General features: G+C 63.4%; 15 protein-coding genes and 1 pseudogene. 12 read left to right on the top strand and 4 right to left on the bottom strand.

Annotation, left to right across the window (positions count from 1 at the left end; genetic code table 11):
- Positions 1-9: 9 nt before the first annotated feature.
- From G3O01_RS33825 to G3O01_RS33835, 3 genes and pseudogenes are all read left to right on the top strand, one after another.
- A pseudogene (locus G3O01_RS33825) lies at positions 10-3,197 on the top strand (efflux RND transporter permease subunit).
- Positions 3,187-4,365, top strand: a complete 1,179-nt coding sequence (locus G3O01_RS33830) for an efflux RND transporter periplasmic adaptor subunit (protein WP_205811342.1) — start codon at positions 3,187-3,189, stop codon at positions 4,363-4,365. Before G3O01_RS33825 ends, G3O01_RS33830 begins: the two are co-directional and overlap by 11 nt.
- Positions 4,358-5,782 carry an efflux transporter outer membrane subunit gene (locus G3O01_RS33835; protein WP_205811343.1) on the top strand — a complete coding sequence of 475 codons (1,425 nt, stop codon included), beginning with the start codon at positions 4,358-4,360 and terminating at the stop codon, positions 5,780-5,782. Before G3O01_RS33830 ends, G3O01_RS33835 begins: the two co-directional genes overlap by 8 nt.
- A 29-nt stretch (positions 5,783-5,811) precedes the next feature.
- Here the strand turns inward: G3O01_RS33835 and G3O01_RS33840 are convergent, their stop codons facing one another.
- Positions 5,812-6,837 (bottom strand): helix-turn-helix domain-containing protein, encoded by a 1,026-nt coding sequence (locus tag G3O01_RS33840; RefSeq protein WP_205811344.1) that lies wholly within the window; start codon positions 6,835-6,837, stop codon positions 5,812-5,814.
- A gap of 176 nt (positions 6,838-7,013) precedes the next feature.
- On the bottom strand, positions 7,014-7,400 hold the full coding sequence (locus tag G3O01_RS33845) for a nuclear transport factor 2 family protein (RefSeq protein WP_205811345.1): 387 nt from the start codon (positions 7,398-7,400) through the stop codon (positions 7,014-7,016).
- A gap of 85 nt (positions 7,401-7,485) precedes the next feature.
- Here G3O01_RS33845 and G3O01_RS45795 point away from each other — a divergent pair, with 85 nt between their 5' ends.
- From G3O01_RS45795 to G3O01_RS33890, 9 genes are all read left to right on the top strand, one after another.
- Positions 7,486-7,809 (top strand): sulfurtransferase TusA family protein, encoded by a 324-nt coding sequence (locus G3O01_RS45795; protein ID WP_346779239.1) that lies wholly within the window; start codon positions 7,486-7,488, stop codon positions 7,807-7,809.
- Between the two features lie 66 nt (positions 7,810-7,875).
- Positions 7,876-8,238 carry a DsrE family protein gene (locus G3O01_RS33855; protein ID WP_205811346.1) on the top strand — a complete coding sequence of 121 codons (363 nt, stop codon included), beginning with the start codon at positions 7,876-7,878 and terminating at the stop codon, positions 8,236-8,238.
- A gap of 7 nt (positions 8,239-8,245) precedes the next feature.
- A complete protein-coding gene (locus tag G3O01_RS33860) occupies positions 8,246-9,124 on the top strand; it encodes a phosphate/phosphite/phosphonate ABC transporter substrate-binding protein (RefSeq protein ID WP_241024500.1) in 879 nt (292 codons plus the stop codon).
- Position 9,125: 1 nt separating this feature from the next.
- A complete protein-coding gene (phnE, locus tag G3O01_RS33865; RefSeq protein ID WP_205811347.1) occupies positions 9,126-9,968 on the top strand; it encodes a phosphonate ABC transporter, permease protein PhnE in 843 nt (280 codons plus the stop codon).
- 13 nt (positions 9,969-9,981) lie between these two features.
- Positions 9,982-10,785: a phosphonate ABC transporter ATP-binding protein gene (phnC, locus tag G3O01_RS33870; protein ID WP_205811348.1), complete on the top strand. Its 804-nt coding sequence runs from the start codon at positions 9,982-9,984 to the stop codon at positions 10,783-10,785.
- Positions 10,782-12,314, top strand: a complete 1,533-nt coding sequence (locus tag G3O01_RS33875) for a 5-methyltetrahydropteroyltriglutamate--homocysteine methyltransferase (protein WP_241024502.1) — start codon at positions 10,782-10,784, stop codon at positions 12,312-12,314. The genes phnC and G3O01_RS33875 overlap by 4 nt, the downstream gene beginning before the upstream one ends.
- Before the next feature lie 140 nt (positions 12,315-12,454).
- Positions 12,455-13,099 (top strand): nitroreductase, encoded by a 645-nt coding sequence (locus tag G3O01_RS33880; protein WP_205811349.1) that lies wholly within the window; start codon positions 12,455-12,457, stop codon positions 13,097-13,099.
- Between the two features lie 16 nt (positions 13,100-13,115).
- Positions 13,116-13,595, top strand: coding sequence for a hypothetical protein (locus G3O01_RS33885; RefSeq protein WP_205811350.1), 480 nt, complete (start codon positions 13,116-13,118; stop codon positions 13,593-13,595).
- Positions 13,596-13,783: 188 nt separating this feature from the next.
- Entirely contained in the window at positions 13,784-14,473 is a 690-nt protein-coding gene (locus G3O01_RS33890) for a MotA/TolQ/ExbB proton channel family protein (protein ID WP_205811351.1), read from the top strand.
- A gap of 12 nt (positions 14,474-14,485) precedes the next feature.
- On the opposite strand, the gene G3O01_RS33895 is transcribed toward G3O01_RS33890, so the two are convergent.
- Together G3O01_RS33895 and G3O01_RS33900 are read right to left on the bottom strand one after the other, a co-directional pair.
- On the bottom strand, positions 14,486-14,623 hold the full coding sequence (locus G3O01_RS33895; RefSeq protein ID WP_205811352.1) for a hypothetical protein: 138 nt from the start codon (positions 14,621-14,623) through the stop codon (positions 14,486-14,488).
- Positions 14,624-14,687: 64 nt separating this feature from the next.
- On the bottom strand, positions 14,688-24,707 hold the full coding sequence (locus G3O01_RS33900; RefSeq protein WP_346779240.1) for an autotransporter-associated beta strand repeat-containing protein: 10,020 nt from the start codon (positions 24,705-24,707) through the stop codon (positions 14,688-14,690).
- Positions 24,708-25,232 lie beyond the last annotated feature (525 nt).

A 25,232-nucleotide genomic window follows, 5' to 3' on the forward strand; every position in this document is an offset into this window, starting at 1 on the left:
GGGATTCATATGATCGGTATCGTGCGCGTCGCGCTCAAACGGCCTTATACATTTGTTGTTCTGGCCATTCTTATCCTTATTGTCGGCCCACTCGCTGCCCTCCGAACGCCTACGGATATTTTTCCGGACATCGATATCCCCGTTATCAGTGTGGTGTGGCAGTACACGGGCCTTTCGCCCGATCAGATGGAAGGGCGCGTGATGGCGCCGTTCGAGCGGGTCTTGACGACAACCGTCAATAACGTCGCACACCTGGAAGGGAATTCGCTGACGGGATACGGCATCGTCAAGATTTCCAGCCCGGCACGAACATCGCGACGGCGAATGCGCAAGTCACGTCGATTGCGCAGGAAATTCTCAAGCAGTTGCCGCCCGGCACCACGCCGCCGTTTGTGATCAACTACAACGCGTCGACGGTTCCCGTCATTCAGCTCGCGCTCTCCGGCAAGGGACTGTCGGAGCAAAATCTGGCAGACCTCGGACAGAACCAGTTGCGCCCGATTCTGACGACCGTCGCGGGTGCGGCGATCCCTTATCCGTTCGGCGGAAAAACGCGGCAAGTGCAGATCAATGTGAAGGCGCCCGAACTCCAGGCGCGATCGCTCTCTGCGCAGGATGTTGCAGGCGCGTTGGCTGCGCAGAATCTCATCACGCCGGTAGGTTCGCAGAAGATCGGCAATTACGAATACACGCTGCATCTGAACGACGCGCCCTCGACAATCGGCGCCATCGCGGCCCTGCCCGTCAAATCGGCGGACGGGACGACCGTGCCTATGCGCGATATCGCCGACGTGACAGACGGCAGCCCGCCGCAGCCGAACGTCGTTCACGTGGAGGGCAAGCGCTCGGTGCTGCTCACCGTGTTCAAGAATGGCGCCGCTTCGACGCTGGCGATCATTGCGGGCATCAGGCAAAAGGCCGCCGACGCTAAAGCGTCCCTGCCCGACGATCTTCAGATCGATCCGATTGGCGACCAATCGCTGTTCGTGCGCTCGGCGATTTCAGGCGTGGCGCGCGAGGGCGTGATCGCCGCATTGCTCACGAGCGTGATGATCCTGCTGTTTCTGGGAAGCTGGCGTTCGACCGTCATCATCGCCACGTCGATTCCACTCGCGATTCTCGGCTCGATTGCAGCACTCGCGGCGCTTGGAGAAACGCTGAACATCATGACGCTCGGCGGGCTTGCGCTCGCGGTGGGGATTCTCGTCGACGATGCCACCGTAACAATCGAGAACATCAATTCTCATCTGGAACAAGGCAAATCCGTCGAGCCTGCCATTCTCGATGGCGCGGCCCAGATCGTCACGCCTGCCTTCGTTTCGTTGCTGTGCATCTGCATCGTGTTCGTGCCGATGTTCTTTCTGGATGGTGTCGCGAAGTTTCTGTTTGTGCCGATGGCGGAAGCGGTGATCTTCGCGATGGTGTCATCGTTCATCCTGTCGCGAACCCTCGTTCCGACGATGGCCAAATACCTGCTTAAAGCGCATGCATCAGGGCATGAGGCAGTGTCGCGCGAATCATCCAATCCACTAGTGCGCTTCCAGCGTGGGTTCGAGCGAGGTTTCGAGCGCATCCGCTCGAACTACACCGCGATGCTCGAATTGCTGCTGCAGCATCGCCGCCGGTTCGTCGTGGGGTTCTTCGCTTTCATTGTTCTGTCGTTCGCGCTGGTACCGTTTCTCGGCCGCAACTTCTTCCCCGATGTCGACGCCGGTCAGATCCTGATGCACGTTCGCGCGCCCATCGGCACGCGGGTCGAAAGAACGGCGCAGATTTTCGCCGAGGTGGAAGCACGCGTGCGTTCGACGATTCCACCGGATGAACTCGGTACCGTCGTCGACAACATCGGACTTTCAACCAGTTCGATCAACACCGCCTACAACAACACGGGAACCATCGGCTCGCAGGATGGCGATATCCAGATTTCGCTCAAAGAAGGTCACCGGCCGACAGCGGAATACGTGCGCAGGTTTCGCGAAGAGTTGCCGCGTGAGTTTCCCGGCGTGACATTCTCGTTTCCGCCCGCGGATATCGTCGGCCAGATTCTGAACTTCGGTTCTCCCGCGCCCATCGACCTGCAGATTCGCGGCAAGGATCTGCCCGCCAACTTCGCGTACGCGAACCTGCTATTGCGTCAGATCCGTCATATTCCCGGCGTGGTCGATGCGCGTATCCAGCAATCGCAGGCCAATCCGCAGTTCGATATCGATGTCGACCGCGTGCGCGCACAGCTTCAAGGCATCACTGAACGTGATGTCACCAATAGTCTCGTCGTGCATCTCGCAGGATCGAGTCAGGTCGCGCCGACGTACTGGCTCAACCCGGCCAATGGCGTCGAATATCCGATCGTGCTGCAAACGCCGCAATACAGCCTGGACACGCTGCCGTCGCTCGCGAACCTGCCCGTCAGCGGCAGCGCGGCGATCAACAATGGCCAGGTGCTCGGCGGTGTGGCAAGTATTCATCGCACAACGAGCAATGCAGTCGTCAGCGATTACAACGTGCAGCCGATGGTCGAGATCTTCGCGACGACACAAGGCCGCGATCTGGGCGCCGTTGCAGCCGATATCCAGCGCGTCCTTGCCGGCGAGGCGAAGCGCTTACCCAAGGGCACGAAGGTCGCTTTGCTCGGCCAGGTCCAGACGATGAACCATGCGTTCGACGGCATGATCTTCGGTCTGCTGGGCGCAGTCGTGCTGATCTATCTGCTGATCGTGGTCAACTTCCAGTCGTGGTCCGATCCGCTCGTCATCGTATCGGCCTTGCCAGGCGCTCTGGCGGGCATCGTGTGGATGCTGTTCACGACGCACACCACCTTGTCGGTTCCCGCGCTGACGGGCGCGATCATGTGCATGGGCGTGGCGACCGCCAATTCGATTCTGGTCGTGAGCTTTTGCCGCGAGCGTCTGGCCGTACACGGCGATGCATTCAAGGCGGCGCTGGAAGCCGGCGCGAGCCGTTTTCGCCCGGTGCTGATGACTGCCTTCTCGATGATCATCGGCATGGCGCCGATGGCCCTGAGTCTTGGCGAAGGCGGCGAGCAAAACGCGCCGCTGGGCCGCGCCGTTATCGGCGGATTGCTGTTCGCCACGGCCGCCACGCTCTTTCTCGTCCCCGCAGTCTTTTGCATGATCCATTCGCGTCGCGGTCGTGCTTCGGCATCACCCGTTTCTGGAGATTCGCTTCATGTCGTATGAACCCACCCAACGCAACACGCTTGCGCAACGCCAGCTCTCGCTTGCGGTAATGATTGGCGGCCTGCTCGCCATTCTGATCGTGGCGGGCGGCATTGCGATACGCGTGAAAAGCGAACACCAGCTCAAGGACTGGACGGAAGCGCAAGCGATACCGACGGTCAACGTCGTTGCGCCGATGCGCGACGTAAAGGGCGGTTCACTGGATCTGCCTGGACGGCTTGAAGCGTTCGCGAGTGCGCCGATTCATGCGCGCGTCAGCGGCTATCTGAAGTCGTGGCGCGTCGATATCGGCAGTCAGGTGAAAGCGGGCGACACGCTTGCCGAAATCGAAACGCCCGAACTCGACCAGCAGCTGAATCAGGCGAAAGCCGATCTCGTCAGCGCGCAAGCCGACGCGGCGCTTGCGAAAACGACAGCGAAACGGTGGCAGGATCTGCTCGATACGGACTCCGTGTCGCGCCAGGAAGTCGATGAGCGCACGCAAGGTTACGCGACCAGACAGGCGCGTGTGGTGGCGGCCCAGGCGAATGTGGATCGACTGGTCGCGACCAAAAATTTTGCGCGTATCGTTGCGCCCTTCGACGGCGTGATTACCTCGCGCGATACCGATGTCGGTGCGCTGATCAATGCTGGAAGCGGCAGCGGTCCGCAGCTTTTCTCCGTGTCGAGCGTCGATAAACTGCGCGTCTATGTGCACGTGCCGCAGGAATACGCACCCGTCATCAAGACAGGCGGAACCGCTGAATTCACGGTTCCCGAGTATCCGGGCAAGACGTTCACCGCCAAGGTCGCCGCGCTTGCCGACTCGATCGATGCTGCATCGGGCACCACGCTCGTCCAGTTGCTCGTCGACAATTCTGATCATCTGTTGCGTCCGGGTGCCTTCGTCAATCTGCACTTCGCGCTGCCCGTGCGGGACGGCGCGCTGCGCGTGCCCGCCAGCGCGTTGATATTCGACAGACAGGGGTTGCGTCTCGCGACGATCGACAGTCGCGATACCGTGCACTTCAAATCCGTCGAGATCGTGCAGGACCTGGGGAATGCGGTGGAAATCGGCTCGGGGCTGACTGTGAGCGACCGCGTGATCGACACGCCGCCCGATGGGTTGATCGACGGCGATCGCGTTCAGGTCGCCGGTACGGGTACCAAGGCGGAAAAACATGATTAAGCGCCCGACAATCGCCCTGTTAGCCGCTTGCGTCGTGCTTGCCGCGTGCTCACTTGCGCCGCCCTACCAGACGCCTGATGTGCCCGTCGCGCCGCAATATCAGTCTCAGGGCCCATGGACAACCGCCAGCCCGTCCGATCAGCTCGATCGCGCCGGATGGTGGAAACTGTACCGCGAGCCCGAACTCGATGATCTCGAGCAAAGGCTGATCGCGAACAATCCGGACCTGCGTGCCGCGCTCTTTCATTACGAGCAGGCTGAGGCTTATATCCGGCAGGTCAGCTCGCAGCAATATCCGCAAGTCGCATTCGCGGGCAACGTACAACGCGACCGCGAGTCGGACACGCGGCCGCTGCGCAATGCGACCGCGCCGTCCGACTACAACTCGGCCACGCTGGGCGTGGCTATCGACTACGAAGTCGACCTCTGGGGACGCGTGCGCGATTCCGTCGCGGCAAGCAAGGATGAAGCGCAGGCGCAAAAAGCCGACCTGGCGTCGACGCAACTGAGCCTCGAGATCGAACTGGCACGCAGTTATATCGATCTGCGCGGACTCGATCAGCAGATCCATCTTATCGACGGAACCATCGATGCTTATCGTAAAGCGCTCGACCTCACTCGCAGCCGGCACCAGGGCGGAATCGTATCGGGCCTCGATGTTGCGCGAGCGAGCACGCAGTTGTCCGCGGCCGAATCCGAGCTGACGCAGGTCACCGCGAGGCGTGCAATACAGGAACACGCGATCGCCGCGCTGGTCGGCGCGTCGGCATCCGCATTCAGGATCGAGCCGTCTGGCCGGCCGATTGCGTTGCCCGACGTTCCCGTTGGCGTGCCATCGGAATTGCTGCAACGGCGGCCCGATATCGCTGCCGCTGAGCGTCGCATCGCCGAGGCGAATTCGCGGATCGGCGTGGCCCGCGCGGCGTACTTTCCGTCGCTGACACTCAGCGCGCAAGGTGGCGTGCAAAGCTCCGTGCTTGGGGACCTGCTCAGCGCACCCAGTTCGTACTGGGCGATCGGACCGTCGCTCGCCGTGTATCTGCTGGATGGCGGCAAGCGGCGCGCACAACTGGACTCTGCGAAGGCGGCAACCGAGGAAGCAGGCGCGCGCTACCGAAGCGTCGTACTGGCATCCTTCAAACAGGTCGAGGACAACCTCACGCTACTCACGGATCTGGCCGTCGCGGCGGATCAGCAACAGGAAGCGGCGACTGCGGCGAACACGTCGGTCGAACTTTCGCTTGCCCGCTACCGGCGCGGCTCGGTCAGCTATCTGGATGTGGTCGAGGCACAGACTGCGGCGCTCGAATCCGAACGTGGCGTCATCAGGCTTCGTACCGGGCAACTGGACGCCAATGTAGACCTCATCCGCGCGCTCGGCGGCGGCTGGAGCAACGATGCACTGTCGACTCGATGACAAGCCGACGACGTAAGTTTCGACGCGCGCTACGCAGTGGCTTCGAAGTCGAAATACGGGTCACGCTGATTCATCAATTGCGGTACGCCATCCCTACTCCGGGCGCTCCCGATTTGCTGCCGGTATTCTCTGGGTGTGACGTTGATGCGGCGAAGAAACACCATCCGCATATGTGCAGCACTATGAAAGCCGCATTTGAAAGCAATCGTCTTCAACGGCACGTCAGTACCTTCGAGTATCTTTGTCGCCGCATCGACGCGAGCCTCTTCCACAAACGCGGAGGGCGTCATCTGCGCATGTTTCGCAAATAGCCGCGAGAAATTCCGTCTGCTCGCCGATACGGCGCTCGCCAGTTGATCGATCGACAGGTCATCGGCGAGATGTTCGTTGACGTAGCGCTGTACCTTCGCAATGAAACTGTGCTCGCCTGTAGTGGGATCGATACGCGGTCTGCATCGACACGGCCCACGTTCGTGTTCCATGCCCATGCCGAGGCGCCGGGCAATCCGCTCGGCAAGTTCATGGCCCCAGTCGTCGGCGACCAGCGACAGGCAAAGATGCCATGCCGACGCCGCGCCCGCGGATGAGAGCAGGTTGCCGTCGCGTATCAGACGCTTGTCCGGACGTACGCGAACCAGCGGAAATTCTCTCGCGAGACTACTCGCGTCGGCCCAGCTCGCAGTGACTTCCTTGCCGTTGAGTAGCCCGGCGTGTCCCAGCAGGAACGCGCCATTGCTGATCGATCCGATCCGTTTCGAAGTAACTGCGCGATCGCGTAACCAGTCAAGCAAATCGCGTTCAGGCCGCACGCTCGGCAGATCGCTGCTACCCGTTACGAGCAACAGATCAACCGGTGTCTGGAACGTCGTGTACTCGAACGGAACGGCAAGCTCCATTCCATTGGAACAGGTGATGTGGCCGGCGTGCGTGCCTATCAGCGAGACGTCATATCGGCATGCATCAGGGAGAAGCTTGTTTGCTTCGCCGAATACATCGAGCGCGCCCGCCATATCCAGCGCCTGCATACCGTCAACCGCGACAATAGCGATCTTCATTCTTTATCCGTATTTTCCCGTTGAATGAATTGACCTGAATTACCTGCGTACCGGCAATAAAGCGATCTGATTCATTCAAAAGTAACCGGATAATCTCTGTGTCGCCACCCTACCATTGTGTTGAAGTGTCCCTGCCATCGGATGGGCGCGTCATACCATCGTATAAACGCATGACATCATCCGTCGATGCGCCCGACCCATTGACGCCTCCACTCCGGCGCCTCGAAAGGATCCGCGAAGTATTGAGTTTCGTGAGCGACCTTGCCGTCACGGAACTCCATGATGCTCACGACGAACATCGCGCGCCCTTCGTAGTCGATCGTGTATTCGGTGATCCAGAGATTGTCGCTGCCCTGCATTCGCCTGACAGCGAAACCGGAAGGATGACCGGGATGATGACCACGCAACGCCTGCAAATTGTTTCGTCCGACGATACGTTCGCCCGACTGCGGATAGTCGCAAATTGCGTCTTCGTGATAGATAGCGTGCTCCAGGTCAAGATCGCCATCTGCGGACGCGCGCCAGTGCGTTTTCAAAACTTCCAGGATTGCTTGCTCTTGCATCGGATACCTCGGCATTCGGAATCGCACGGCTGCATGAACAAACGCGCAAATGCAGCGACCATTGCCAGCAGCATAGGTGCAAATAGTGCACTATGAGAACGTTCCCTCATTGATTTCTGTTGCTCACCACCGCGCACCCGGTTCGATCATGACGACCACCGACAATTCGCCGGCATCAGAATCGGACCCGACGTTCGACGCGCAATGGGACGCGGGCGAAATGGGCTGCGGAGAACTCTTGCTCAAACTTCGCAAGCGGCTGCGCGATATGCCCGGACAGATCATCAGGCTGGTCGCGCACGATCGCGGTGCAATCGAAGATATTCCGTCTTACTGCCGTATTACCGGTCATCAACTGCTGCACGTCGATCCAAAGCGAGGCATTTTCCTTATCAAAGCCAAAGCCTGACACCGTCCATGGTGGAGCGGCGTCAGCGCTCTTCTCGTCCACCAACTGGAGAATCGGGAGAACATCGTGTCTGGAAAATTCGTGGTCAGTCTGACTCGAGCGAAGGACGACACCGACCGGGCGACGGTCGCGTTCGTGGTTGCCAATGCCGCCATCGCCAGCGAGAAAGAAGTCGTCGTGTTCCTGAATATCGAGGGTACCCGCCTGTCCCAGTCCGGCTATGCGGACGAAATCCATGAGCCCGGCTTTTCGCCGCTCAAGGAACTCATCACCAGTTTCGTCGACGCGGGCGGCAAGATCTATGTCTGCTCGCCATGCTTCAAAAAGCGTGCGCTCGACGAAGAGAAGCTGATCCCCGGTGCGAAGATCGTCGGCGGTGCGATGCTCGTCGAATTCATGGGTGATACCTGCCCCAGTCTCAGCTACTGAGGTTCCCATGACAACTCGCAGAATGTTCATTGCCGGTGCGGCCGGCGTCGCATCGTCGTGGGCGCTCGCGCCACTCGGCCACGCGCAAACCCGCAAGACCCTGCGCTGCGGCGTCGGCCCGCTGCTGCCCACGACGGAAGACACGAAGAAGAGCTTCGGCCCGTTCTTCGCGTGGCTCGCGAAGCAACTCAACGTCGATTACGAACTGTCGGCCACCACCGACTGGGCAGGCATGGCCGTCGCGATGGGTTCTGGCCAGCTCGACCTCGCGTGGATGGGGCCGTGGGGCTACGTGATCGCCAACAACTCGACCGATTGCCAGGCGCTCGCGACCGTCAAATACGACGACAAGCCGTCATATCGCGGCATCGTGATCGGTCGTCCGGATCTTCAGGTGAGCCGCTTTCCGGACGACACCAAAGGCATGTCGATTTCATTTGCAGATGTCGGTTCGACGTCGGGCTGGCTGATGCCGACGTGGTACGCGAAAGAGGTGTGGAAGATCGATCCGAAGACCTTCTGGAAGTACACGGAAGGCGCGACGCATGCGGCGAACGAGGTTGCCGTGCAGTCCGGACAGGTCGATCTCGCGACGGACTTCGACCGCAACCGCAATGCGATGATCGACAAAGGCGTCATCAAGCCGGACGGCACGAAGATCGTCTGGACCTCGGACCCGCTTCCCAACGACGCGATCGTCGTGCCGCACGGCACCTCGCCCGAACTCGTCGCGCAGATCCAGCGCATCCTGCTGTCGATCACGCCGGGCCAGGCAAAAGGCCTGCTTCCGCCGCGATACACAGGATTCGTGTCGGCGACACACGCGTCGTACACGATGATCGAGAAAGCTGGCCTGGCGGTTGGCAAGATTCGCGCAAAGGCATGAGATGAAGCCGTCGCCTTCGCCTGCCCCAATGGCGTCGGCGGCAGCGGCGGCGCTCGCGGCGCTCGAAGCGAAGCAGGCGCGTTTCGGCCTGCGCCGTTTCAGGTTCGCGGCGACGCTCGCGGCTGTCGTCGCCTTCTACGCGGTGTGCTTCAGTCTCGCGCATGTCGATCCGGCGCGCCTCGTCACGGGCCTGCCGAAGCTGGCGGGCTGGCTCGCGCATGCGTGGCCGCCGCGCGTCGACGAACTGCCGCTGATCATCCAGCGCACGGCGGAGACAGTGGCGATGGCTGCCGTGGGCACGACGGCAGCCGCATTGCTCGCGCTGCCGGCCGCGCTGTTTGCGAGCCGCAATCTCACGCCATTGCCGGCGCTCTACTATCCCGTGCGATGGTTCCTCAACATGCTGCGCGGCATCGATTCGTTCGTCTTCGCATTGCTGTTCGTCGCCGCCGTCGGACTCGGTCCGTTTGCCGGCGTGCTTGGCATCGCGTTTCACACGTGGGGCAGCGCGGCCAAGCTGTTCGCCGATCATCTGGAGAACGCCGATCTCGCCGCCTACGATGCCGTGCGTACCACCGGCGCCGGCCGCTTCACGAGCATCGCGTATGCGGTGCTGCCGGACGTACTGCCCGTGTTTGCATCGACGGCGCTGTTCTGGCTGGAGTTCAACATCCGCGCGTCGACGGTGCTCGGCGTGGTCGGTGCGGGCGGAATCGGCCAGGAGTTGAAAAACAGCATGGATTTGCTCGATTTCAACCGTCTCTTCACGATCATTGCGGTGATACTCATCGTTGTCACGACGCTGGATCAGGTGTCGGGATGGTTGCGCAGGAAGCTCGTATGAGGCCGCGACGCGCATGAACCTGCCCACACCGCCCTCGCATCGCCGCATTGCGCAGCGTGTGCCTGCGCTTCACGTCTCATCCGTCGACAAGCGTCTGCACGGCGTACACGTGTTGCACAGCGTCAGCCTGACGGTCGGGTCGGGCGAATTCGTCGCGTTGCTGGGCGCGAGCGGCGCGGGCAAGACCACACTGCTGCGCTGCGTGGCCGGGCTCGATGCGATCGACAGCGGCACGATCGAAGTAGCGGGCGTGCCGGTGGCCGCGCTGCGCCGCCGCGCACGCAGGCAAGTGGCAGTGATTTTTCAACGCTTCAATCTCGTGCAGCGCCTTAGCGCGCTCGATAACGTGCTGGCGGGGCGACTCGGGCATGTGAATACATGGCGCGGCATCTCGCGCCGATTCGCGCGCGCGGACCGGCTGCTTGCGCTCGAATCGCTGGAACGGGTGGGTCTGCTCGATTACGCGATGCGGCGTGTCGATACGCTGTCGGGCGGACAGCAGCAGCGCGTGGCGATCGCCCGCGCACTCGCTCAGCAACCGGACCTGATCGTGGCCGACGAACCCGTCGCGAGCCTCGATCCCGGCATCGGTGCGGAAGTTCTGACCTTGCTGCGGCGCTGCTGCGGCGAGCAAGGCGTGGCCGTGCTGTGCAGTCTGCATCAGGTGGGCTGGGCGCGAGAGTTTGCGGATCGCGTGGTCGGACTCGCGCAAGGCGCGACGATACTCGACGTCCCCGTCAGCGCATTCGACGATAGCCTCGCGCAACGTCTCTATGCCCGCACAGCGGGACTGGAATCTTCCACGGAGCAGGCATGATGGAACCTTCTGTGCAGCACGTTCATACGCCTGCCGTCAGCTTCGACGGCGGCGATCTCGATTGCGGCAACGGCTTGCTGCTGCTGATCCGCAAGCACATCGACCCGCTCGAACGCGGCCAGCTACTCGAAATCCAGTCGACGGAAACCTCGGTCGAATCGGACTTGCCCGCCTGGTGCCGGATGACGGGCAACGAACTCGTTTCGTGGACAAAGGATGGCAAACGGCGCAGCTTTCTCGTGAGCAAGGGCGCGTTCTCTGGCGGCGCGGTGCAAGAGCACAGATCGGCTGCATCGAAGCCGCGTGCCATCGAGCTCGTGCCCGTCACGATACCCGCCTCGTTGCCCTCTCCGGCATCCGCTCCTGCGATACGGCCGCTGTCGGTGATGGGTATCGGCAGCTGGCCGCGGCCGCGCTGGATGCTGGAAGCGCTGCATGACCACATGGAAGGTCGGCTCGACGAAGCGAGCTTCCAGGCCAGCGCAGACGACGCGGTGCAACTCTGCGTCGGCGCGCAATTGCGTGCAGGCGTCGATGTCGTCACCGACGGCGAGCAGCGGCGCGACAGCTACGCGAGCTTCGTCGGCGGCCTGCTGGACAACTGTCAGCTGATTCCGCTGACCGACCTGCTGCCCTATGTCGACGATCCGCAGGCATTCGAGCAGGAGCTGCGCGCGCTCGACGTGCCTGCCGCCGAGGTCCGTCATCCCGCCGTGTTCGGTCCGCTCGGGCGCAGCAAGCCGCTTGCTGTGCACGAACTCGCCCACGTGCGCGGGCTGACGGAACAGCCCGTCAAGGTGGCGCTGCCAGGGCCCTATCTGCTGACGCGCACGATGTGGATGGAGTGCATCTCCGACCGCGCCTATCAAAGCCGCGAGACGCTCGCGGCCGACGTGGTCAGAGTGCTGCGCGAGGAACTGGCCGCGCTACTCGCGCGAGGCGCTGCGCTCGTTCAGTTCGACGAGCCAGTGCTCTCGGAGGTCGCGTTTTCTGGCACGACGAGCCAGCGCAGTTTCATGTGCGGCGCGTTGTCGGAGAAAGGCGACTCACAGGCCGAACTCGCTTTTGCGCGCGACCTGCTCAATGCCGTGGTCGCAGGATTCCCGCAGGAGCGCGTGGCCATGCACATGTGCCGCGGCAACTGGACGACGGATGAAAGCAAGGCCATGACGGGCGATTACCGTCCGCTGATCGACACGCTTTCGGCCTTGAACGTCGGCACGCTGTTTCTCGAACTGTGCACGCCGCGTGCGGGCGAAATGGCCGTGTTGCGTCAATTGCCGGACAGGCAACGCATTGGTGTGGGGCTCTGCAACCAGAAGCACGCACACGTCGAATCGCTCGACGATGTCCTGCACAAAGCCGAGCATGCAATCAACCTGTTCGGCCGCGAGCGCGTGCTCTTCAATCCCGACTGCGGATTTGCGACCTTCGCCGATGCACCCGTCAATAGCAGTCAGATTGCCGAGGCGAAACTACGCACGCTTGCACAGGCTTCGCAGATCTTGCGGGAACGGCATCGGCTGTAGACGAGGCTGTCCCGGTCATCGTGTTTTGCGTCTTGGTTTGGGATGCACAATCGTGATTTCTAAATGCGAATGATTTGCATTTAGACGAAAACCAGCGCATCATGGCGTCACTGAATACCCGCGCCTATCGCACTCGTCACATGACTTCAATCACGTTGGAAGACCACGCAGATCACACGACGCCCGATGCCGATTCCGCTCCAGCGCAACGCGCGATCGAGCAATTGCTGTCGCGGCGCTCGCACTGGCCGCTGTCCGAACCTGCGCCGTCGCCGGCCGAGTTGACCCGCATCTTCGATGCCGCGATGCGCGCTCCGGATCATGGACGCCTGCATCCCTGGCGTTTCGTCGTCATTCGCGGCGAGGCGCGCCGTGCATTCGGCGACGTACTCGTCGATCTTGCCGCCGCGCGCTCGCCGGAAGAACCGCGCAGCGCGCACGAACATCGCCGGCAGCGTGCGATGGCCGCGCCGCTGATCATCGCGCTCGTGGCTGCCGTCGACCGGTCGTCGTCCGTGCCGGAACTGGAGCAACTGTTGAGCGTGGGCGCCGCCGCGATGAACATGCTCAACGTGATTCATCTGTACGGCTATGGCGGTTTCTGGGCGACGGGTGTCGACACGTACGAACCGGGCATGCACCGCGCGCTCGGACTCGATGCAGCCCAACGCCTGCTCGGCTTTCTGTTCGTCGGCACACCGCAGAAGGAAGGCCAGCCTGCGCGCCGGCCATTCAGTGAAGCCCATGTGCGGGAGTGGCAACCCGTTCGATCCGCCCAGCAATGACCCTGTCGAGGTGACGATGAACTATCCGGCCTTTGCGTTGCGCGAAGCCTCTCTCAGCGAAGACGCCCTCACTCACTATCCCGACGCGAGCGATCAACTCGTGTTGAATGCCGTGCGTACGTGGTTCCGGCCGCGCTGCGATTCCGTGCGCCAGGGGCAGCAATGGCAGGAAGTGCTCGCCGACGCGGGGCTGGCCGTGGCGGGCATCGACTGCTTCGACTTGATGATGCATGCACTGCTGCATGCGTCGCATCGCCCGCTGGATACGCGTTGCCGCTGCGCATCGGATATCGCCAGCGACGAAGCGCTATTGCTTCAGACGCTGTCCTATCTGCAATCGACGGATTCGTCGGCGGCAGCGGATCTGTTGAATCACTGGCTTCCGTCCGCCTCGGTCGGACATACGCTCAAGGTAATGCGCTGGTTCGCGCTGAATCTGCTGAATGCGGGGATCGTGGTCCGCTCCAGAACGCGACGGGTTGCGTATATGCATTGATGCGCGCATCGCGCAACGTAGTCGCCGCTGCGGGGCCGCGTGAGTCACGACGGCCCTTTTTCATTGTGGTGCGCGTGAGGTGCCTTCAGCGGCGGAAAGTCGCGGTCACTTGCACTGAACGATCGCATGGTTCGCGCTACGATATGAGCGGCACCAGCGTGTACCGACGCGCACCACGGAGAACAAGCATGCAGCACTACGGCCTGGCGAACGTCTGGCAGCAAGGCGATTTCGTGACTCGCGGGATACTCATCGCGCTGCTGCTGATGTCGCTGCTCTCGTGGATCGTCATCGTGCTCAAGCTATGGAACGTGATGCGCCTGAGCCGTATCGCGCGCGCCACCGAGCGTTCGTTCTGGCACGCCGGCAATCTCGAAGCCGGCCTGCATCGGCTTGGCGGCGACGTGTCGCCATATTCGGGGAACGTGTTGCTGGCACTGGCATTGTCCGGCAAGGAAGCCATCGAACATCACCAGGTTACGCAATCCAATCTGCAGCATTCGATGGATATCTCCGACTGGGTCACACGCTGTCTCAAAGACACGATGGACGACATCATCACGCATCTGCAAACGGGGCTGACGATACTCGCATCGATCGGCAGCACCGCGCCGTTCGTCGGTCTGTTCGGCACGGTCTGGGGCATTTATCACGCGCTGATTGCCATCGGCGTTACGGGCGAGGCTGGTATCGATCGTGTCGCTGGCCCGGTTGGCGAATCGCTGATCATGACAGCGTTCGGCTTGTTCGTCGCCATTCCCGCCGTGCTCGGCTACAACGCGCTGACACGTGCCAACAAGTCGCTTGCGACGCAACTGAACCGTTTTGCGCACGGCATTCACGCGTACTTCGTGACGGGCGCGCGGCCCGCTGCGTGAAGACGCCTTGCATCAAGCGCATTCCGGTCTGCGCAGATAACGCTGCGGCGTGTAGCCCAGCGCCTTCCTGAACATCGAGATAAACGCGCTCGCGCTCTGATAGAGTTCGTGCGGCACGCTTGAAGAGATCTTCGGCGTTCCAATGGGCATCGTCGACAATCCGGGCGGCGGCGCGCCGATCAGCTTCGCACGCTGAAGCTGGCGCGCCGCACGTTCAGAACTTCCACGCGAAGCGGCCTGAAATCGCGTTGTCGTGCGAGCCGCCGCCATACTGGCCGCTATACGCGACGCCGAGCGTCATGTTCTTCGCGAGATTCGCATCGACACCCAGTTCGACCACAGCGCTGTCGCGCGCAATCGGCACGCCCGCGACATCGAACGACGAACTGCCGCCGACGAACGCCAGCGTCGAAGTCGGCTGCGCGTTGCCGAACGCATGACGCCAGCCAGCCATTGCGTGCGCGCTGAACACGGCGCCCGGCAGTTCGCCGAGACGCGTCGCCACGCGCAGACCAAGCGTCGAAAAGCCGATGTTGTCGGTCTCGCCGTTGCTGCGCAGTGCGCTTTCGCCACCGCTCTCGGTGAAGCCGTCCGTATGCAGGTTCACGTAGGCAAGCCCCGCGAACGGCTCGATCGCAAAGCGGTCGAACGGCACTGCATAGCCGACTTCGCCGAACACCTGTGCCGTTTTCGCCGTGTAATCGGCGCTGGTGTGATCGGTGAAGCCCGTGAAGTTCGGATAGCGGTCCATGCTCACGTCATTCCATGAATACGCCGCGCCGAGCCGCACGCCGATCGGCCCGTATTGCGCGCCGCCGTACATCGCGACGTGATAGCTGTCGACGGATGCCGACGAACTCAGATCGTTGTCGAGCGAGCTATGTCCGAAGCCGCCTGCGACACCGATGCGCCATCTGTCGTTCAGCGCCATATCCGCGCCGCCGATAAAACCCGTCGTCGTGCGGTCGATGCCCGACGCGCCGCCGTTACCCGCCAGCCGGCTGTCCGCGCCATATGCCTGCGCCCACACAACAGGCTGATACGGGCGCGAATCGGAGCACGCATCGGCGGCGGGCAACGCGCCTTGCACGGCGCGGCTGTCGCACTGCGCAGTACCCGACGACATCGCGGCAAGCGGGCCGCTCGACGGCGCAAGACCTTGCCTGACACGGTCCGTCACCGCATCGCGCAGATAACGGCTGTCGATCAGCAGCATGCTCTTCGTGCTCGCGTGCAGTTCGCCGTCGAGCTGATTGAAGGCGACGCGCGCGGTCGGCACATCCGTCGAGAGCAACGCGGGGATCAGCGTGCCGGTGTCGGGCAGCGTGGCCAGCGCGGTCGCGACGGCCGTTTCGTTCTTCGTCGTCGCCACCGATGAAAACGCCGTGCCGTTCGGCGTCATGCTGATGTAGACGTGAGTCGCGTCATAGCTGAGCGTCGGCGTGAGGAACGCGAGGTTCGATGTGACGCCTTCGAACGTGCCGTTCACGCCCTGGCTCGCGCTGACGATCGTATAGCTTGTCGATGGTGTATAGACGCCGTGGCCGGCCACCACCTGCACGTTGCCGCCTGCGAGCGTCGCGTCGCCCGTCGATGCCACCACGCCCGTTTGCGCAGGCGTGGCCGCGACGTTCAGGTTCGAACCCTGCTCGAACAGCACGCTGCCGATCACGTTCAGACTCCGGCCCGGCTGACCGGCCACCGCCATCGCGCCATTGCGCACGATCAGCCCGCCGATCGTGCCTGTGCCTGTCAATGTCGCGCCAGGCTGCACGGTCACCGTCGAGTTCGCGGCGGAACCCGTCACCGAAAGCGTGCCCGACGACACCGTGGTCGGTCCGCTGTAGGTGTTCGCGCCGCTCAGCGTCAGCGTATCGGTGCCGGCCTTGGTGACAGCGCCCGTGCCCGACAGCGTGCCCGCGAACGTGCCGCCGCCCGTGACGGTCAACTCGGCGTTGCCGAGATTGATCGACGCACCCAACACGCCGTTCAACGACGCGAGGAAGAGATGCAGGGGCGCCGACGAGCCGCTGAGGTTGAGCGTGCCGCCATTCATCGACAGCCCGCCTGTGCCGAGCGCGCCGCTCGACGCGAGCGTCAGCGTGCCGTCGTTGACGACGGTGCCGCCGGCGTAGGTGTTGTCGTTGGCGAGCGTCAGGTTCGCCGCACCGTTCTTGATGAAGCCGCCCGCGCCCGACACAACGCCCGACAGCGTCGTGTCCGCGCTGCCGCCGACTGTCGCCGTCGCGTTCAGCACGACGGCGTTCGCGAGGTTGACGGGCGTGCTGGCATCGAGTGTTGCAGGCGAAGCGACGGTCAGCGCGCCGCTGCCGAGCGCCGCATTGCTGCCGACGATCAGCGTGCCGCCTGCGAGCGTCGTGCCGCCTGTGTAAGTATTCGCCGTCAGCAGGCTCTGCGTGCCGTTGCCTGCCTTCACGAGTCCACCCGTGCCGCCGATCGTACCGCTGAACGCGCCATCCGATCCGCCGCCGAGCGTCAGCGTATTCGCGCCGAGTGCCACGTTCGTCCCCGTTCCGCCCGACAGCGAACCGATAGTCGGCGTACCCGTCGCGCCGCTGATGTCGAACGCGCTGCCGGCGTTCGCGAGATTGACGTTGGTCGAAGCCGACAGCGTGCCAGAGCCGCCTAGCGCGAGCGTGCCTGCGTTGATGGTCGTCGGGCCTGTGTACGTGTTCGTGCCCGTCAGCGTTTCCGTGCCGGTACCCGCTTTCACGAGACCGCCTGTGCCAGCGATCCCGCCTGAGAACGTGCCGTTGCCTGCATCGCCGAGTGTCAGCGTGTTCGCGCCGAGATTGATCGTGCCGCCGCCCGTCAGTGTGCCGAAGGTCTGCGCGCCATTGCCTGCGGACAGATCGAAGGTCGCGCCATTCGCGACATCGACGATACCGGTCGACGCGAGGCTCGCGTTCGCGCCGAGCGCCAGCGTGCCGGCGTTGATCTGCGTGCCGCCCGTGTAGGTGTTCATGCCGTTCAGCGTCAGCGTCGCTGCGCCGTCTTTCGTCAGCCCGCCTGCGCCGGAAATTGCGCCGTTCAGCGTCAGATCAGTAGTGCCGGACACGGTCAAGCCTGCATTGAGCACGACGTTGTTGGCGAGCGTCGTCGCGGTGCTGCTGTCGAGCGTGCTCGCGCCGGCGACGGTCAGCGTGCCCGTGCCGAGCGCCGCGTTATTGCCGACTACGAGTCCGCCTGCGTTGAGCGTCGTGCCGCCGCTATAGGTATTCGCGCCCGACAGCGTTTGAACGCCTGTACCGTTCTTCACGAGCCCGCCCGTTCCGCTGACGGTGCTGGCAAGCGTCTGGTTCGACGCATCGCCGAAACTCAGCGTGTTCGCACCGAGCGACAGCGTGCTGCCTGCCGCGCCGGCCAGCGCCGCGATGGTCTGATTGCCCGCTGCGCCGCTGATGTCGAAACCCGCACCCGCGCCGGCGATGTTCACGGCACCCGTCGATGCGAGACTGCCGCCGCCCGATAGCGCGAGCGTGCCTGCATCGATCGTCGTGCCGCCTGTGTAGGTATTTGCATTCGTGAGTGTCTCGGTGCCGTTGCCGGTTTTGACGATGCCGCCCGTCCCGTTGATCGCGCCGCTGAAAATCTGGTTCGATGCATCGCCGAAAGTCAGCGTGTTCCCGCCGAGTTCGACGGTGCCGCCTGCGCCCGCGAGCGCGCCGATCGTCTGGTTCGCATCCGATCCGCTGATGTCGAAATGCGTGTTGACGCTGTTGAGCGTCACACTGCCCGTCGATGCAAGACTGCCGCCCGCGCCGAGTGCAAGCGTGCCGTCGTTGATCGTCGTGCCGCCTGTGAAGGTGTTCTGTCCCGTCAACGTTTCCGTGCCTGAGCCGACTTTCACGAGGCTGCCTGTTCCGGCAATCGATCCGCTGAACGTGCCGTTGTTCGCATCGCCGAGTGTCAGCACGTTCGCGCCGAGATTGACCGCGCCGCCGCCCGTCAATGTGCCGAAGACTTGTTGGCCGTTGCCCGCCGACAGATCGAAGGTCGCGCCATCCGCAACGTTGACGATACCGCTTGCATTGAGGCTCGCATTCGCACCGAGTGCAAGCGTGCCTGCGTTGACCTGCGTGCCGCCGGTGTATGTGTTGGTGCCGTTCAGCGTAAGTGTTGCCGCGCCGTCTTTTGTCAGGCCACCCGTGCCCGAGATCGCGCCGTTCAGCGTCAGGTCGTTCGTGCCAAGCACGGTCAAGCCCGCATTCAGCACGACGTTGTTGGCGAGCGCGGTCGCCGTGCTGCTGTCGAGCGTGCTCGCGCCGCCAACCGTCAGCGCGCCCGTGCCGAGCGCGGCGTTATTGCCAACCACGAGTCCGCCCGCATTGAGCGTCGTGCCGCCGCTATAAGTGCTCGCGCCCGTCAGCGTCTCGACGCCCGACCCGTTCTTCACGATGCCGCCCGTACCCGTGATGGCGCCCGCAAAGGTCTGGTCCGACGCATCGCCGAATGTCAGCGAGTTGCCGCCGAGCGCGACCGTGCTGCCCGCCGCGCCCGCAAGCGAGCCGATCGTCTGGTTAGCGGCGGCGCCGCTGATATCGAACGCCGCGCCGGCGCCCGCGACATTCACCGCGCCCGTCGCAGCAAGGCTTCCTCCTGCGCCGAGCGCGAGCGTCCCAGCGTTGATGGTCGTGTTGCCCGTGTAGGTATTTGCGCCCGTCAACGTTTCTGTCCCGGCACCTTGCTTGACGATCCCGCCCGTACCGTCGATCGCGCCCGAGAACGTGCTGTTGCCCGCGCTGCCGAAGCTTAGCGTGTTGGCACCCAGCGTGACATTCGTGCCCGCCACGCCGGCGAGTCCGCCGATCGTGCGGGCGCCATCCGCTGCGCTGATATCGAAAGCTGCGCCCGCATTCGCCAGATTCACATCGGTCGTCGACCACAGTTTGCCCGCGTCCGCCAGCGCAAGCGTGCCGCCGTTTATCGTCGTGCTGCCGGTGTAGGTGTTTGCGCCCGTCAATGTTTCCGTGCCGCTGCCTAGCTTGGCGATGCCGCCCGAGCCACCCATCGAGCCCGCGAAGATCTGGTCACTGGCGTCGCCGAAGCTCAGCGTGTTCGTACCCAGCGCGATCGTGCTGCCCGCGACGCCCGACAGCGCGCCGATCGTCTGATTGCCACCTGACGCGCTGATATCGAAGATGGAGCTTGCGCCGTTCAGCGCGACGCCGCTCGACGACGCGAGGCTTCCGCCTGCGCCGAGCGCGAGTGTGCCGTCCTCGATCGTCGTGCTGCCTGTGAAGGTGTTCGCGCCCGTCAGCGTCTCGGTGCCGCTGCCCGTCTTGACGATGCCGCCTGTGCCCGTAATCGTGCTGCCTAGTGTCTGCGATGTCCCGTCGCCGAAAGTCAGCGTGTTCGCGCCGAGCGCGATCGTGCTGCCGTTCACGCCGGAGAGTGCGCCGACGGTTTGATCCGCGCCCGCGCTGCTGATGTCGAACACCGAGCCAATACCGTTCAGCGTGACGCCGCCCGTTGCAGCAAGACTGCCGCCTGCGCCGATCGCGAGTGTGCCTGCGTCGATTGCCGTGCCGCCTGTGAAGGTGTTGTTACCCGTCAATGTCTCCGTGCCCGTGCCGACTTTCACGAGACTTCCGCTGCCGCCGATTGAGCCGCTGAACGTGCCGTCCGTCGAACTGCCGAGCGTCAACGCGTTCGCGCCGAGAATCACGTTGCCGCCGCCCGTCAGCGTGCCGAACGTCTGCAAGCCATTACCCGCCGACAGATCGAAGGTCGCGCCCGTCACGACGTTGACGACGCCGCTCGCAGCCAGGCTCGCATTCGCGCCGAGCGCGAGCGTGCCGGCGTTGACCTGCGTGCCGCCCGTGTAGCTGTTTGCGCCGTTCAGCGTGAGCGTGGCGGCGCCGTCTTTCGTCAGGCCGCCCGTGCCGGAAATTGCGCCGTTTAGCGTCAGATCGTTCGTGCCGAGCACGGTCAGACCGGCGTTCAGCACGACGTTGTTGCCGAGCGTCGCGGCGGCTGTCGTGTCGAGCGTGCTCGCGCCGCCCACCGTCAGCAAGCCGCTGCCGAGCGCGGCGTCGTTGCCGAGTACGAGTCCGCCCGCATTGAGCGTCGTGCCGCCGCTGAAGGTATTTGCGCCCGTCAGCGTTTCGACGCCCGCGCCGTTCTTCACGATGCCGCCCGTGCCGCCGATCGTGCCATCGAAGCTCTGATTGGTCGCATCGCCGAAACTCAACGTATTTGCGCCGAGCGACAACGCGCTGCCTGCCACGCCCGAGAGCGCGCCGATAGTCTGGTTCGCGCCAGCATTGCTGATATCGAACGTTGTGCCAGCGCCCGCAAGCGCCACACCGCCGCCCGCAGCGAGACTGCCGCCTGCGCCGATGGCGAGCGTGCCATCCGCGATCGTCGTACCGCCTGTGTAGGTGTTTGTGCCTGTGAACGTTTCGACGCCGCTGCCCTGCTTGACGATGCCGCCCGTGCCGCCAATCGAGCCGCCAAACGTGCCATTGTTCGCATTGCCGAGCGTCAGTGTGTTCGCGCCGAGCGTCACGCTCGTGCCATTCACGCCGTTGAGCACGCCGATCACAGGCGCATTCGTCGCGGCACTGACATCGAACGCAGCGCCAGCGTTCGCGAGGTTCACATCCGTCGATGACGACAGGTTACCTCCACCCGATAGCGCGAGCGTCCCGGCATTGACGGTCGCCGGCCCTGTGAAGGTGTTCGCGCCGGTCAACGTCAGCGTCGCTGCGCCATTCTTCGTGAGGCTGCCAGCACCCGATAGCGAGCCGCCCAGCAACAGATTGTTCGAGCCGAGCACAGATAGGCCGCCATTCAGCATGACGTTGTTGGCGAGCGTCAGCGCGGCGCTGTTATCGAGTGTGGCCGTTCCATTCACCGACAGCGCGCCCGTGCCGAGCGAACCATTGTTGCCGAGTATCAGGCCACCGGCGTTGAGCGACGTGCCGCCGCTATAACTGTTCGCACCTGCCAGCGTCGCGACGCCGCTGCCCTGCTTGACGATGCCGCCCGTGCCCGTCAGTGTGCCGCTGAAAACGTGGTTGCCCGTGTCGCCGAACGTCAGTGTGTTCGCCCCGAGCGAAACCGTGCTGCCCGTCACGCCCGATAACGCGCCAATAGTTTGCGGCCCCGTCGCGGCGCCGATGTCGAACACCGCGCCTGCGCCTGCGAGCGTCACGCCGCCACTCGCCGCGAGGCTTCCGCCAGCGCCGAGCGCGAGCGTGCCTGCTCCGATCGTCGTGCCGCCCGTGAAGGTGTTCGCGCCCGTCAGCGTTTGCGTGCCGGCGCCCTGTTTGACGATGCCACCCGTGCCGCCGATCGTCCCCGCGTAGTTCCCACTGGTCGCGCCGCCGAACGTCAGCGTCTGGTTGCCCAGCGACACCGCGCTGCCCGCGACGCCGTTCAATACGCCGATCGTCCGGTTGCCGCTTGCGCCGCTGATGTCGAAGCCGCTTCCCGCATTGGCGAGCGTTACGTTGTTCGCAGCCGCCAGTGCGCCCGCGCCTGCGAGCGCAAGCGTGCCCGCGTTGACGTTTGCACTACCTGTGAAGGTATTCGCTCCCGTCAGCGTTTGCGTGCCGCTGCCCTGCTTGACGATGCCGCCCGTCCCGCTAATCGTGCCGCCAAAGCTCTGGCTAGTCGCGACGCCGAAGGTCAGCGTGTTCGCGCCGAGCACCACGCTGCCCGCCGCGCCCGCTAGCGCACCGATCGTCTGATTTGCGCCCGATGCGCTGATATCGAACCCGGCGCTCGCGCCGCTGAGCGTCACGCCACCCGATGCCGCGAGGCTCGAGCCTGCGCCCAGTGCAAGCGTGCCTGCCGTGATCGTCGTGCCGCCTGTGTAGGTGTTCGCCGCTGTCAGCGTTTGCGTGCCCGTGCCTTGTTTGACGATGCCGCCCGTGCCGCTGATCGTTCCGCCGAACGTGCGATTCGTCGCGTCGCCGAATACGAGCGTGTTGGCGCCGAGCGTGACCGTGCTGCCTGTTACGCCCGTTAGCGCGCCGATCGTCTGCGCGCCCGTCGCGCCGCTGACATCGAAGGCCGTGCCGACGTTGGCCAGATTGAGCGCGCCGCTTCCCGCAAGACTGCCGCCCGCACCGAGCGCGAGCGTGCCGGCGTTGATCGTCGTGCCGCCCGAATAGGTGTTCGCGCCCGTCAGCGTCTGCGTGCCGCTGCCTTGTTTGACGATGCCACCCGTGCCGCCAATCGTGCCGCCGAAGCTCTGATTTGTCGCATCGCCGAACGTGAGTGTGTTCGCGCCGAGCAGGACACTGGAGCCCGCCACGCCCGAGAGCGCGCCGATCGTGCGGGCGCCGCTTGCCGCCGTGATATCGAATTGCGCACTCGAGCCAGCGAGATTCACCGCGCCGCCCGTCGCAAGACTGCCGCTGCCCGACAGCGACAGCTTGCCGGCGTTGATCGTGGTGCCGCCTGTGTAGGTATTCGCGCCGCTCAGCGTTTGTGTGCCGGTGCCCTGCTTGACGATGCCGCCCGTGCCGCTGATCGTGCCGCTCAACGCGAGATTGTTTGCATCGCCGAATGTCAGCGTGCGTGCGCCGAGTAGCACGTTCCCGCTGCCCGACAGTTCGGCCAGCGTCTGGTTCGCGGCGGCTGCGCTGATGTCGAGCGCGCTGCCCGCTGAGTTCAATATCACCGAGCCGGTTGGCGCCAACGTGCCTGCGCCGCTCACCGCAAGCGTGCCGCTGTTGACTGTCGCTGGGCCAGTGAACGTGTTCGCGCCCGTGAGCGTCAATGTCGCTGCGCCGTTCTTCGTGAGTGCGCCGCTGCCCGTGATCGCGCCCGCGAGCGTCAGCGCGTTGCTGCCGCCAAGACTCAGCGTCGTGCCACTGCCGAGATTGATGGTATTGCCGAGCGAAAGTCCTGCCGCGGTGGTATCGAGCGCACTGGATGCGCTCACGTTGATTGCGCCGCTGCCAGGCGCCGCGTTGTTCGACAGCACCAGTGCGCCGCCGCCCAGATTCGTGCCGCCCGTGTAGCTGTTGCTGCCCGTCAGCGTCAGCGTGCCCGTGCCGGTTTTTGTCAGACCGCCGCTGCCGCTCGCCGCGCCCGATAGCGTCATCGGGTTGGCGCCCGTCACCGTCAGTCCGCCCGCGCCGAACAATAACGTGTTGTTCAGGTTCAGCCCGGCAGTTGCCGCCTGTATCGCGCCACCCGTCGATGTGATCGTGCCAGTTCCCAACCCGGCATTGTTGTCGATGCTGACGGACGAACCCGACGCAAGCGTCGCATCGCCGACAGTTGATGCGCCGTTCAGCGTCCAGTTGCCGCTATCGACGGCGAGGTGATTGAAGTTGATGTAGTTCGAGGTGCTGATCTGCCCGGTGCCGCCCGCTCCCTGTTGCAGGCGCAACGTGTTGTTGCCGCCCGCGCCGCCATCGACGACACCCGCCGCCGCGAAACCCAGACTGATACCGACCACGCCGAGCACGTTACCCGACGCACCCGTGCCCGCCGACACCGACGAACCCGTTTGTGCCGTGAACGTATTGGTACTGCCCGCACCCATCGAGACGCTGCCGACGATGGTGCCAGCGTTTGTGAACATATTGCCCGCGCCCGGCGTGCCCGACGCCTGGAACGCGACGCGGCCGTTGATCGTGCCCGTACTGGTGTTGGTGAATACGACCTGCCCGCCGCCGTAGACAGCCGCCGTCACCGTGTCGCCGACGCCGAGCGTGACACCGGCGAGCGTGGCCGAGCCCATCAGCCCGCTGTTGGTGATGTTGCTGACGCCGCCCGTGCCGTTCTGCACGGCAAGCGCGAGCCCCGTCAGACCCGACAGGTTGACGCCGAGCGCGCCCGTGGTCCCGTTCATCGTGCCGCTGTTCGTTACATTGACGGTGCTGGCCGCCGCATTGCCGATCACCGTGCCCGACGACAACAGACTGATCGCGCCAAGCAGCGAAGGATCGATCACACCCGCGTTGTTCAGGGTGACGTTGTTGCCCGTGAGCGTGAGCGCCGTTCCACCGACGCCCAGCAGTACGCCAAGCGAGCTGCCCGAGGCAGCGTTGACGGTCAGGTTATTGGCGCTATTCGAGTAGCTCGGCGCAAGAGGATTGGCCGCGCCCGAACAGGTGACGACAGAACCGGCAGCCGAGCAGACTGCTTCTACGTTACGCATGCCCGCGAGCATGAACGCAAGAAATACGGTTGCCGCAATTACCGTCTTTTGCAGTCTGAATATATGTCGACCGATAACGCGTTTCACGGAATCCCCCTCAGGACGTGAATCGACTGAAATCAGGAAATATCCGTCTGTTTTAAACAGGCAAAATCGCCCCTGCCCGGTCGAATATCGACAGGCAATATTTGCGGCGATTATGCCGATCAAGGGACGAGCAGAATTCCGGCGCGCATCAAGAGTGCACCGTGAATGCCACCTGACTGGAACGGATATTTATTCGAAGACTGGAATCGGTCAGAAATAGCGCATTCGGAAACCCCTCGGTAGCATTGTCTCTCAGTTATGTTTGTTTACTTCTTTCGCTACCAAAGCTTATACAAAGACAATCGTGCTTACAAAGTATTTCTTTGATTTTCTGGTCGTCAACGTTTTAATGCCGATTAAGCCATTCGTTTATGCGGCATTGATATTTTCAATTCAGCTTGCATTAAACGGTTTAAACGGGATTTAACAATGCAATGCGGATTCGCATTATTCGCGGTGAATTGAGGGGAGTATGGTTTTCGAATGTAGTGCGCGAGGATACGTGCGCACGAACAGGAAGCGCGA

Origin of the sequence: Burkholderia sp. Ac-20365 (assembly GCF_017104715.1) — a bacterium.
Taxonomy (GTDB): Bacteria; Pseudomonadota; Gammaproteobacteria; order Burkholderiales; family Burkholderiaceae; genus Paraburkholderia.